Raw genomic sequence first — 11,684 nt, 5'->3', positions numbered from 1 at the left:
CTCTCAGGTCCTACAGTTCGCGCCGAACGTCCATGCTGGAAACGATCCATCCGGCTCAAGTACTGACGACGAGACAGCAAGGCCAAGGAGGCGAGCCTCCGTGGCCTTTTTGCTTTCGGCGACATGCCTTGGGAAGTAGGCGAACCAAAGTGGGGATACGGAGGGCGTTCGCGGGGCGCGTCATCAATGGGTTCACGTTCGAGAACCCATTGATGACGCGCTCCAGCACCCATTTATTCATTTGTCTGCCTCAGGAGTCCCCCAAGCATGCCGATCAAGGTCGAAGACTACTACCCAGCCGAAACCTTCGCGAAAATGAAGTCGTTCGCTGACAAGCAAGAAACGCCGTTCGTGGTCATTGACACCAACATCATCAGCAAGGCTTACGATGACCTGCGTGCAGGCTTTGAATTCGCCAAGGTGTATTACGCCGTCAAGGCCAACCCGGCAGTCGAAATCATCGAGCTGCTCAAGAACAAGGGTTCGAGTTTCGACATCGCATCCATCTACGAGCTGGACAAGGTCATGAGTTGCGGCGTTGGTCCGGAGCGCATCAGCTACGGCAACACCATCAAGAAGTCTAGGGATATCCGCTACTTCTACGAGAAAGGCGTGCGTCTGTACGCGACGGACTCCGAGGCCGATCTACGCAACATCGCCAAAGCCGCGCCGGGCTCCAAAGTCTATGTCCGCATCCTGACCGAAGGTTCGACCACCGCCGACTGGCCGCTGTCGCGCAAGTTCGGTTGCCAGACCGACATGGCCATGGACCTGCTGATCCTCGCCCGCGACCTGGGCCTGGTCCCTTATGGCATTTCGTTCCACGTCGGTTCGCAGCAGCGCGACATCAGCGTCTGGGATGCCGCGATCGCCAAGGTAAAGGTGATCTTCGAGCGACTGAAAGAAGAAGACGGCATCGTTCTCAAGCTGATCAACATGGGTGGTGGCTTCCCGGCCAACTACATCACCCGCACCAACAGCCTGGAAACCTATGCCGAAGAAATCATCCGCTTCCTGAAGGAAGACTTCGGTGACGACCTGCCGGAAATCATTCTGGAACCGGGCCGTTCGCTGATCTCCAACGCCGGCATTCTGGTCAGCGAAGTGGTGTTGGTCGCACGCAAGTCGCGTACTGCGGTCGAACGTTGGGTTTACACCGACGTGGGCAAATTCTCCGGTCTGATCGAAACCATGGACGAAGCCATCAAGTTTCCGATCTGGACCGAGAAGAAAGGCGAGATGGAAGAAGTAGTCATCGCCGGCCCGACTTGCGACAGCGCCGACATCATGTACGAGAACTACAAGTATGGCCTGCCGTTGAACCTGGCCATCGGTGACCGCCTGTACTGGTTGTCCACCGGTGCCTACACCACCAGCTACAGCGCGGTGGAATTCAATGGCTTCCCGCCGCTGAAAGCGTTCTACCTGTAACCGGGGCCGAACCGAAAAGCCCGCGAGTGATCGCGGGCTTTTTTGTGGGCGACGGAAACGGTATGGCGGTTACTTCCAGTTTTTCAGGACCACCCGCAGCCACTCGCCCAGGGCGTCAGCCTGCGTGATGAATGCGCGGGCGTAATCGACCACAGAGACCTCGGCCTGCCGCTGTCGCAGGCTCAGGAATGTTTCCAGGGCTTTTGGGATCTTGCGTAGTTCCTGCTCGTAGCGCTGTTTGGGCACCTCGATGCCCTGAATCCCGCGAAGCTGTTCGTTGTGCAAGTCGAGCGTTTTGATCTGCTTCTTGCGCTCTGCGATTTGCGCATACGTGGCGTCCAGGCGGGTCTGAAGATGGCTTCTGGCTTCGACGAGGTCTCCGTATCTAACCATTTCACTAGCGATGTCTAACATGTTCGTCACGCCGATCACGGCTCCCTGAATCGTCGCCACTGCGAGGTTGTTCACGCGAAGGCTCGCAACCGATTTCAGAATCGGGGTCCATCGGTCCAGGAGGGTTTTATCGTCGTAGATCTTCAAGACGTCGTTGACCTGTTGCTTGCGCGTCTCCATGTCGGCGCATTCCGCTTGCAGGGCGACAAGTGCCGTCCGCAGGGCTGCACTCTGGTGGTCCTGATCGGTAATGAAAGGCGTCGTGTCCGGCAACCCCCAGGCACTCAGGGTATCGAGAAATTCGCTAAGCGAAGCGGCGTGTTCGGCCATACGGCTCAGGCTGCTCTCGACGATATCGCTGATTTCGGCCTGATAGTTCCCACCCACCGACGCCGCAAGGGATTTGGGCTCAAGGCTTGAGGCGGCATGCATTTCTCCAAGCATCATGGTCAGCTCTTGGGTTTGCAGAGCCACGGGGGCGGCGACCAGCAGTTGCCTGACATGGTCGTCCAGGCCGTGAACCAACTGGCTGAGGTTATCCAGCCGATGTTTGACCACTGGCAGATAAAACGTATCGCGGTTGACCAGTTTGCGTTGAAGTTCAGTCCGGTTGGAGCGAATAACTTCAGGGTCCGGCGTAGTAAAGTTGTAGGGTTCGTTTAAGTAGGTTACGTTCATAATGTTTACTCAGGATGCCTTTTCAGGCGAATTTTATCTAGGCAGAGACTACTTATTAAGTATCTTGGTTGAGCACTTCCATGAGGACTCTGGCTTCTTTTTCTACATTGCCCCACTGGGCGAGCATGTGGGAGAGCCGCGTCTCAAAAAGAAAAAGCGTCGTTGCGTTATGCGTGGTTCTTATTCTTTCTACGGAGGAATTAATATAAGCGCCAATGAGCGTCCAGATGTTTTCCATGTTGCCGGAACCGCTCAGCGCTTCTTCGGTCAGCAACTGCATGTTTTGTAATTCGGTCTCAAGTGTCAGCAGGCTGCGCATAAGTTTGCTGATATTGGCGACTTCTTTTTCCAGGTTTTTCTTTTGTTCGATCTTTATTTCATATTCTGTTTTTACCTGGCTGGCCATCGGGCCATAGATGCTCATAGTGATAGCTACGCCAACAGGCCCCCACCACGCACCGAACCACTTGTAATTTGTGTACGTGCCGTAAGTGTTGCCCAGTTCTTCCAGCTGCGCGTTGTGTCGGGCAAGCTCTTCGTTGAGCTCGGTGATCTGGTCGCTGCCGTCGTACTTGACAGCCAGCTCGAGCTTACGGGCGATGTCGTCCCTGGCGGTTCTCAGCCCAGCCCGAAAGTACTCGATGTGTATTGTGACGTTCTGAGCATCCTGTTTATGCCTGTCGACGATGCCCACCAACTCTTGGGCCACCTCGACCAGAGACGGCAGTGTGCGCAGGTCGCTGTCCAGCAACGGTGTATGCGGCAAGCTGGCCAGGTCGTCGCTGGTGAGATCGAGTGTACGGCCTTCATAAGACTTGTAGCTTGGCATGCCTCGGATGAGATCAATGATCGAGCTGCCGAACGATCCCAGTTCCCCGGAAAAGGCCACCAGTGCAGCCGCGACCTTGATCATGTGTGCTTCGACGGAGGTCCAGACCCCGGCCAGGTTCTGAAGGCTCCTGTGCAGAGTGACGATACCTCCGGGGCCCAAGCCTTCGGGGGAGGCTTCCGAATAGCCGATGTAGCTGACGACTTGCTGATAGTTCACCGGCAGTTGGTTGACGTGCCTGCAGAACCGTTTGACCTTCTGCAGATCCTCATTAATCAGATACAGGCCCGGTTGACGTTTCGATTCCGGATTATTGCCGGCGGCGGCCTGCAGATAATCATGAACGCCGTCATAGACGGGTTTGTCTGCGATGTCCTTCATATCAAGTGTTGTGTTCTGCGGTTCGGAGTTCTCGGCTTTTTCAATGCTAAACATGGTTGTTCCTTTTGATTCAATTCAAGGCAGGACAGTTGTGGCTGTTTGCTGCTCAGTTTCAAGTCTTGAGGAAAGTTAGCAGTTGAGTGAGTTTTGGGTAAGTTACGCATCACGATTGTTTTTGTGGGAATAATGCCTGAGTGCTGTCATGCCTGGATGGCTTCTCGGCGAGAGTAATACACCTGCGTTGGAATGGTGTGTAGGTAATATGTTGTTTTTTATAGATCTTCGTCAAAGGAGGATTCCTACATGTTTTGTCCAAAAGGCTTTGTATTGCAGTAAGTCGATAACTTGTAATCTGCCAGCTCATGGAGAACTATTTCAACTGCACGGCGCTCAAGAGTAGCCGTCAATAAAGGACAGCGACATGCAGGCAAGCGAAGATTTACCGATCAACAGATTGAATGACGTAACGACGCACTACGTGCAGGTGCTCGCCGGTCGTACGGGCGGGGGGCGAGAGCCGGGGCTCATCGTTTCGGAGACCGACGTATGGACCATCAGGCGCTATGTGGCTTCGGCGCTTGAACTGCCGTCGGGGCTCGATGAGGTTCGTCAGCTGCTGGGCTATGAAGCGGCGGATATCGCCGGGCTGGAACCTGCCGATTTCCAGGACCTGTACCAGGCCGTGCAGCGCCATGCCCAGGCGTGGCCCGGCCTGGAAACCGGAATCAAGCATGTCGGCACCGATCTGGTGTATTTCTCCGACGCTCTGAGAAACAGCGGGGAAACCCTGATCACGTTCGTGGAAGGCCTCGAAGGCTATCGCAACGCCATAGGCGTACTCGGTGACCTGACGCCCGAGGCAGCCGAGCATCTGCCTGTGCCGGAGTGGACAGTACGCGACCGCAATCGCAAGGCGACGCTGGATGCGCTGCTCGATGATTTGCGCATCATCATTGCGGATTGCAGCCGCAGTACTGCGCAAGTGAATGCCGGTCTTTCGGCATTCAAGCGCGAGCTGAAAACCCGTATCGGGCCGTCGCTGGGCCTGAAGCTGACCCTGATCAGTCGCAATAACCGTGATTTGCGGCTGGCTGATCTCAATGCGGAGCTGGAAGAGCTCAACCGGGAGATCCAGGCGCAGAGCGACAGTTTTGAAGACTTTCTGGAACAGCAGTGGTGTCTCGCATCATTCGCTTACGGCCTAGTCTTTCCGGATGGACAGGCGCCGCAACAGACTCGCCTTGAATTGCTCATGGCGCAGAAACGTGAGCTGGTGGCCAGAATCCGCCAGGACCACGCGCTGCTGGCCTCGCTGGCGCAGTTGCAGACCATGGTTCAGGAGCTGCGCGTCCGCGTCGATGCGGCTGCCTCCGGCGCGTCGAACCTGGAGAGCATGTGGATTCTGATACAGACCTATATCGACGGATCGGCAAGGCGGTTGCACAACATGACCGACGCGACATTTCTGGTGGTGTTCGTCGCCCGGTTGCGATCCATGATCCTCTCCTGGAGCGAGATCAAACAGCATTCACAGGATTTGCTCACCGCATTCAATAACGCCATTGCGCAGGTGCAGGCATGACAGTCACCCTTTCAAGCAAACGCCGTCCATTTCCCCAACCCGACTTCGCCGGGATCAAGCACTATCGAGAGGTGATTACCCAATGCGCCGGCATTCAGGGCGTCGGGCACCTGCGGGCGCAGTTGCTTACGGTTCTTGAGCGGGTTTATCAGGTCGACACCAAGGTCATCACGATGCTCGACGGTGTCGGCAGCAGCCTGGGTAACCTCGATATCGAGACCTACCGTGCTGCCTTGCAGGCACTTGAACGAGACGGTCGTACGCTGGAAGAGAACCTGGCTTTCGTGTCTTATCAGGAGCAGGCCGCCAGCGACTTTCTCAATCGCTTGCGCATTGCGCGGGGCTACTTAGACGCATTGAACCGTTGCGTAGATTCGTTGGCGGCGGCGGAGCTCGCGGACACCCGAGAATCAATCAGGCATGCCGAGGCATTGCTGGCTAGCGCAGGTATGCAGGGTGCCGAGTCTGACAGGCGCCCGCTTGATTACATGCTTGAGGATCTCAAAGGCGCGGCGCGTGCGGTCGATGCACGGCGAGGTTATGTGGACGCGGTCAACGCGCTCATGTCTCCCGTCGTGTTCTTTTGCCACAGCGTTCTGGCATCGGGGCAAACAGGGCTTCAGCTTGTGGAAGACTTCCAGCGGCGCGCCCGTGAGCTGGTCGATTATCTACAAGCGGCACGCAGGCAATGGCGAGCCTGAACACAGCTGCCGCCTGCCACGGCGACCACATTCGAATGGTCGGCGTGACAGGAAGCGGCTTTGTATTACGCCGCCACAAACTGCTCCGCGTAATGGCAGGCCACTTGGCGGTGATCGACCAGACGCAGCTCGGGGACTTCAGTGACGCAGCGTTCGGTGGCGTATGGGCAACGCTTGTGGAACGGGCAGCCGCTTGGCGGGTTGAGCGGGTTTGGCAGTTCGCCGACGATCTTGATCTTCGGCTTCAGCGGGTCCGGGTGAATGGTCGGGGTGGCCGAGAGCAAGGCCTGGGTGTAAGGGTGCAGCGGCCGCTCGTAAATGTATTCCTTCGGCCCCATTTCCGCAGGACGACCCAGGTACATCACCAGCACCGTGTCCGCAACGTGGCGCACCACTGACAGGTTATGGGAGATAAACACGTAGGCGGTATTGAATTCCTGCTGCAGATCCATGAACAGGTTCAATACCTGCGCCTGAATCGAAACGTCCAGCGCCGATGTAGGTTCGTCTGCTACCAGCACCTTGGGTTGCAGCATCATCGCTCGCGCCAGGGCGATACGCTGACGCTGGCCGCCGGAAAACATGTGCGGATAACGCTGATAATGTTCGGGACGCAAGCCGACCTGGCTCATCATTGCCTGAACCTTTTCCCGGCGCTCGGCACGGCTCAGATCGGTGTTGATCAGCAGTGGTTCGCCGAGCTGGTCACCGATCTTCTGGCGCGGGTTGAGCGAGGCATAGGGGCTTTGAAACACCATCTGCACATCCTTGCGCAATTGCTTGCGCTCGGACTTGGTGGCACCGGTGACTTCATGGCCGGCAATCTTCAGCGAGCCCGAGGAGGGCTCTTCGATCAGTGTCAGCGCGCGGGCCAGTGTGGATTTGCCACAGCCGGATTCACCGACCACGGCCAGAGTCTTGCCGGCTTCCAGCTCGAACGACACACCGTTCAATGCGCGGACGGTAGCGTGGCCCTTGAACAGGCCACGGGATACTTCGTAATGACGGGTAAGGTCGCGGGCGGTAAGTACGACGCTCATTACGCCACCTCCTGATTCAAGGGATAGAAGCAACGCGCCAGGCTCTGGGCCTTGGGATCCAGAGCCGGGCGTTCAACCCGGCAGTTGTCGCGAACATAAGGGCAGCGTGGTGACAGCAGGCAACCCTGCGGACGGTCATACCGACCCGGCACCATGCCCGGCAGTGTCGCCAGGCGTTCGGCGCCCATGCTGTGCTCGGGAATCGCGGCCAGCAACGCTTCGCTATAAGGATGCGCCGGGATCTCGAAAAGCTGGGGGACATGCCCGACCTCAACGGCCTGACCTGCGTACATCACGCAGACCCGCTGTGCGGTTTCGGCAACCACCGCAAGGTCGTGAGTGATCAGCACCAGCGCCATGTTCTGCTCTTTCTGCAGGCTCAGCAGCAGATCCATGATCTGTGCCTGGATGGTGACGTCCAGTGCGGTGGTCGGTTCGTCAGCAATCAGCAGTTTGGGTTCGCCGGCGATGGCCATGGCGATCGCGACGCGCTGGCTCATGCCGCCGGAAAGCTGGTGCGGGTAAGCGTTCAGGCGCGCTGCGGCACCGGGGATCTCGACCTTCTCCAGCAACTCCAGCGCACGCTGACGCGCCGCCTTGCCGGACAGGCCCAGATGCTGACGCAGAACTTCTTCGATCTGAAAGCCCACGGTGTAGCTAGGGTTCAGAGCAGTCATCGGGTCCTGAAAGACCATCGCCAGGTCCTTGCCGATGATGCGTCGGCGTTGGCGCGAGTTCAGCTTCAGCAGGTCATTGCCATCGAAGGTCAGCGAGTCTGCGGTGATGATGCCCGGCGCATCGATCAGCCCCATCAGCGCCATCATGGTCACGGATTTACCCGAACCCGATTCGCCGACGATGGCCAGAACTTCGCCCTTGTCGACGCGCAGGGAAAGACCGTCCACCACGGGTACGGCCTTGGCGTCGCCGAAGCGGACATTGAGATTCTTGATTTCCAGAAGTGACATGCGAATCTCCTCAGGCGGCATTCTTGAGTTTCGGGTCCAGCGCATCGCGCAGACCGTCGCCCATCAGGTTGATTGCCAGCACGCTGAGCAAAATGGTCAGACCGGGCAGGCTTACCACCCACCAGGCACGTTCGATGTAGTCGCGCGCCGAGGCGAGCATGGTGCCCCACTCAGGCGTCGGCGGCTGTACGCCCAGTCCCAAGAAGCCCAGCGCCGCGGCGTCGAGAATGGCCGAGGAAAAGCTCAGGGTCGCCTGAACGATCAACGGCGCCATGCAGTTCGGTAGTACGGTGATGAACATCAGGCGTGGCAGGGTCGCACCGGCCAGACGCGCAGCGGTCACGTAATCACGGTTCAGCTCGCCCATTACGGCAGCGCGGGTCAGGCGAACGTAGGACGGCAGCGAAACGATGGCAATGGCGATCACGGTGTTGATCAGGCCCGGGCCGAGGATTGCGACGATGGCGACAGCCAGCAGCAGCGACGGCAGCGCGAGCATGATGTCCATCAGGCGCATGACCGACGGGCCGAGGATGCGCGGGAAGAACCCGGCCAGCAGGCCCAGCAGGATGCCGGGAATCAGCGACATGACGACCGATGACAGACCGATCAGCAGCGACAGGCGCGAACCCTGAATCAGGCGCGACAACAGGTCACGACCCAGTTCGTCGGTGCCGAGGATGAACTGCCACTGGCCGCCTTCCAGCCAGACCGGCGGGGTCAGCAGGAAGTCGCGATACTGCTCGCTTGGATCGTGTGGCGCTACCCAGGGAGCGAACAGCGCGCAGAACACGATCAGGATCATGAACATCAGGCCGGCGACCGCGCCTTTGTTCTTGGCGAACGCTTGCCAGAATTCTTTGTATGGAGATGGGTAAAGCAGGCTTTGATCGACTGCTACCGCAGGAGTAGGTGTGCTCATATCGATGATCTCAGCGCTGATGACGGATGCGTGGATTGGCAAAGCCGTAGAGGATATCCACCACGAAGTTGACCAGGATCACCAGGCAGGCGATCAGCAGGATGCCGTTCTGCACGACCGGGTAGTCCCGCGCGCCGATGGCTTCGATCAGCCACTTGCCGATGCCCGGCCAGGAGAAGATCGTTTCGGTTAGTACCGCACCGGCCAGCAGAGTGCCGACCTGAAGACCGAATACGGTCAATACCGGAATCAGCGCGTTGCGCAAACCGTGGACGAAGACCACACGTGCCGGCGACAGGCCCTTGGCCCGCGCGGTGCGCACGTAGTCTTCGCGCAGCACTTCGAGCATCGAAGAGCGGGTCATCCGGGCGATAACCGCCAGCGGGATGGTACCCAGCACGATGGCCGGCAGAATCAGGTGATGCAGCGCATCGAGGAACGCGCCTTCTTCGTCGCTGAGCAATGTGTCGATCAGCATGAAGCCGGTGACCGGCTGAATGTCATACAGCAGGTCGATCCGTCCGGATACCGGGGTCCAGCCCAACGAGACCGAGAAGAACATGATGAGAATCAGGCCCCACCAGAAGATCGGCATCGAATAACCCGCCAGGGAAATGCCCATGACGCCGTGGTCGAACAGCGAGCCGCGTTTGAGCGCCGCGATGACCCCGGCCAGCAGCCCCAGGATGCCGGCGAAGATCAACGCCGCCAGCGACAGTTCGAGCGTCGCAGGAAACAGAGAGGTGAACTCTGTCCAGACGCTTTCACGGGTGCGCAGCGATTCGCCAAGGTCGCCTTGCGCGAGCTTGCCGACGTAATCGATGTACTGGGCGTACAGGGGCTTGTTCAGACCCAGGCGCTCCATGGCCTGAGCGTGCATTTCCGGGTCAACCCGGCGTTCGCCCATCATGACTTCCACAGGGTCGCCCGGGATCAGGCGAATCAGGGCAAAGGTCAGCAGGGTGATGCCGAAAAAGGTGGGGATCAATAACCCCACCCGGCGGGCAATAAAACTAAACATCTGGTTGTGTACCTCATCAGCCGGTCAGGCGTACCGCCATTGCTCTTGTGAAGCGCCGGCGGTGGTTTTTTCTACTTCACCCCGGTCGAGGTGAAATTGTTATTGGTCAGCGGGCTGATATGAAAGCCGTCGACGGTTTTACGCATTGCTACGAACAGTTTTGGATAAGCCAGGCTGATCCAGGGCTGTTCCTGATTGAACACATGTTGCGCTTGCTTATACAGGGCGGCACGTTCGGCCGGGTCGGTTATCTCCCGGGCTCTGGTGATCGCCTCTTCAAATTCCTTGTTGCACCAGCGGGCGTAGTTCTCGCCATTCTTCGCCGCATCGCAGCTCAGGTTGGGGGTCAGGAAGTTGTCCGGGTCGCCGTTGTCGCCGGCCCATCCTGCGAAAACCATGTCGTGTTCGCCAGCCTTGGCGCGTTTGAGCATTTCGCCCCATTCCATGATGCGAATGTCGAGCTTGATCCCGACCTTGGCGAGATCCGACTGCAGCATCTGCGCACCGACCATCGGGTTGGGGTTGGTCACGGCGCCGCCGTTGCGGGCGAACAGGGTGAACACCTGGCCGTCCGGCACGCCCGCTTCCTTGAGCAACGCCCGGGCCTTGACCAGATCGAGAGCAGGGCTCTGGCTGTCATGGTCGTAGCCGATCATGGTCGGCGGATAAGGGCCCACGCCCGCGGTGGCCTTGCCTTCACCGAACAGAGCTCTGATGTAGGACTTCTTGTCGAATGCCAGGTTGATGGCCTGTCTCACCCGCACGTCGCTGAGGTGCTTGTGCGACGTGTTGATCGCCACGTAACTGGTCATCATGGCTTCCATCTCGTCGATCTTGAGATTGGGGTCGGCCTTGATCTTGGCAATATCGTCAGGTTTTGGATAAAGCGCAACCTGACATTCATTGGCCTTGAGCTTTTGCAGGCGCGTGTTGTTATCCAGCGTGATGGCAAAAATCAGTGTCTCGCTGGGAACCTTGGCCTTCCAGTAATCCGGGTTGGCTTTATAGCGGACCTGAGCGTCCTTGGCATAGCGGGTCAGGATGAACGGACCGGTGCCGACAGGCTTGCTGTTGAGCTCTGCAGTCTTTTTATTCTTGAGCAACTGGTCGGCGTATTCGGCGGAATAGATCGACGTGAACGGCATTGCCAGATCGCGCAGGAAGGGCGACTCAGGACGCGACAGAGTGAATTTGACGGTGTTGTCGTCGACTTTCTCGACGCTCTTGAGCAGGTCTTTGAAGCCCATGCTCTCGAAATAGGGGTAACCGACCAGCGAAAGCGCGTGCCACGGGTGCTTGGGGTCCAGCTGGCGCTGGAAACTCCAGACCACGTCATCGGCGTTCATGTCACGGGTGGGTTTGAAGTAATCGGTAGTCTGAAACTTGACTCCGCGTCGCAGCTTGAAAGTGTAGGTCAGCCCATCGGGACTGATTTCCCAGCTCTCGGCCAGGCCGGGAACGGTGTCGGTGGTGCCGGGCGTGAAGGCGACCAGGCGTTCGAGGATGGTTTCTGCCGAGGCGTCGGCGGTGACCGCTGTCGTGTATTGCACGATATCGAAGCCTTCAGGGCTCGCCTCGGTGCAGACCACCAGAGGCTTGGCCGAAACGGCTGCCGCAGCGCTGAGCAGCGCCATCGCAATCGATGCGCGCAGTGCGAGCTTTTTCAATAGAAACCTCCTTTCAATACCGCCGGTAAAGCCCGAGCCGGGACGTATCACGTTCCCGGCCAAGGCTGTCG

General features: G+C 58.3%; 10 protein-coding genes. 3 read left to right on the top strand and 7 right to left on the bottom strand.

Going from position 1 to position 11,684, the window contains the following annotated elements; all coding sequences use genetic code 11:
• The first annotated feature begins 267 nt into the window (after positions 1-267).
• The gene (locus tag J3P77_RS19260; RefSeq protein ID WP_434678158.1) at positions 268-1,431 is read left to right on the top strand and encodes a type III PLP-dependent enzyme; all 1,164 of its coding nucleotides are present in this window, start codon (positions 268-270) and stop codon (positions 1,429-1,431) included.
• A gap of 69 nt (positions 1,432-1,500) precedes the next feature.
• On the opposite strand, the gene J3P77_RS19255 is transcribed toward J3P77_RS19260, so the two are convergent.
• Together J3P77_RS19255 and J3P77_RS19250 are read right to left on the bottom strand one after the other, a co-directional pair.
• A complete protein-coding gene (locus tag J3P77_RS19255) occupies positions 1,501-2,502 on the bottom strand; it encodes an alpha-xenorhabdolysin family binary toxin subunit B (RefSeq protein WP_434678157.1) in 1,002 nt (333 codons plus the stop codon).
• A gap of 55 nt (positions 2,503-2,557) precedes the next feature.
• Positions 2,558-3,766 (bottom strand): alpha-xenorhabdolysin family binary toxin subunit A, encoded by a 1,209-nt coding sequence (locus J3P77_RS19250; protein ID WP_434678156.1) that lies wholly within the window; start codon positions 3,764-3,766, stop codon positions 2,558-2,560.
• Between the two features lie 367 nt (positions 3,767-4,133).
• Between J3P77_RS19250 and J3P77_RS19245 the strand changes: the two genes are divergently transcribed.
• Positions 4,134-5,294 carry an alpha-xenorhabdolysin family binary toxin subunit A gene (locus J3P77_RS19245; RefSeq protein ID WP_434678155.1) on the top strand — a complete coding sequence of 387 codons (1,161 nt, stop codon included), beginning with the start codon at positions 4,134-4,136 and terminating at the stop codon, positions 5,292-5,294.
• Positions 5,291-5,995: a hypothetical protein gene (locus J3P77_RS19240; protein ID WP_434678154.1), complete on the top strand. Its 705-nt coding sequence runs from the start codon at positions 5,291-5,293 to the stop codon at positions 5,993-5,995. The genes J3P77_RS19245 and J3P77_RS19240 overlap by 4 nt, the downstream gene beginning before the upstream one ends.
• 65 nt (positions 5,996-6,060) lie before the next feature.
• On the opposite strand, the gene J3P77_RS19235 is transcribed toward J3P77_RS19240, so the two are convergent.
• The 5 genes from J3P77_RS19235 to J3P77_RS19215 form a co-directional block, all read right to left on the bottom strand.
• The gene (locus J3P77_RS19235) at positions 6,061-7,035 is read right to left on the bottom strand and encodes a peptide ABC transporter ATP-binding protein (RefSeq protein ID WP_434678153.1); all 975 of its coding nucleotides are present in this window, start codon (positions 7,033-7,035) and stop codon (positions 6,061-6,063) included.
• Positions 7,035-8,003 carry an ABC transporter ATP-binding protein gene (locus J3P77_RS19230; protein ID WP_434678152.1) on the bottom strand — a complete coding sequence of 323 codons (969 nt, stop codon included), beginning with the start codon at positions 8,001-8,003 and terminating at the stop codon, positions 7,035-7,037. Before J3P77_RS19230 ends, J3P77_RS19235 begins: the two co-directional genes overlap by 1 nt.
• 10 nt (positions 8,004-8,013) lie before the next feature.
• Positions 8,014-8,925, bottom strand: a complete 912-nt coding sequence (locus J3P77_RS19225; RefSeq protein WP_434678151.1) for an ABC transporter permease subunit — start codon at positions 8,923-8,925, stop codon at positions 8,014-8,016.
• 10 nt (positions 8,926-8,935) lie between these two features.
• Positions 8,936-9,946 (bottom strand): ABC transporter permease subunit, encoded by a 1,011-nt coding sequence (locus J3P77_RS19220; RefSeq protein ID WP_434678150.1) that lies wholly within the window; start codon positions 9,944-9,946, stop codon positions 8,936-8,938.
• Between the two features lie 71 nt (positions 9,947-10,017).
• Positions 10,018-11,613: an ABC transporter substrate-binding protein gene (locus J3P77_RS19215; protein ID WP_434678149.1), complete on the bottom strand. Its 1,596-nt coding sequence runs from the start codon at positions 11,611-11,613 to the stop codon at positions 10,018-10,020.
• Positions 11,614-11,684: the final 71 nt, after the last annotated feature.

The sequence above is a fragment of the Pseudomonas sp. R1-18 genome (genome assembly GCF_051132095.1).
Taxonomy (GTDB): Bacteria; Pseudomonadota; Gammaproteobacteria; order Pseudomonadales; family Pseudomonadaceae; genus Aquipseudomonas.
Note: the sequence above shows the minus strand (reverse complement) of the source record. Positions and strands in the feature narration are given on the sequence as shown.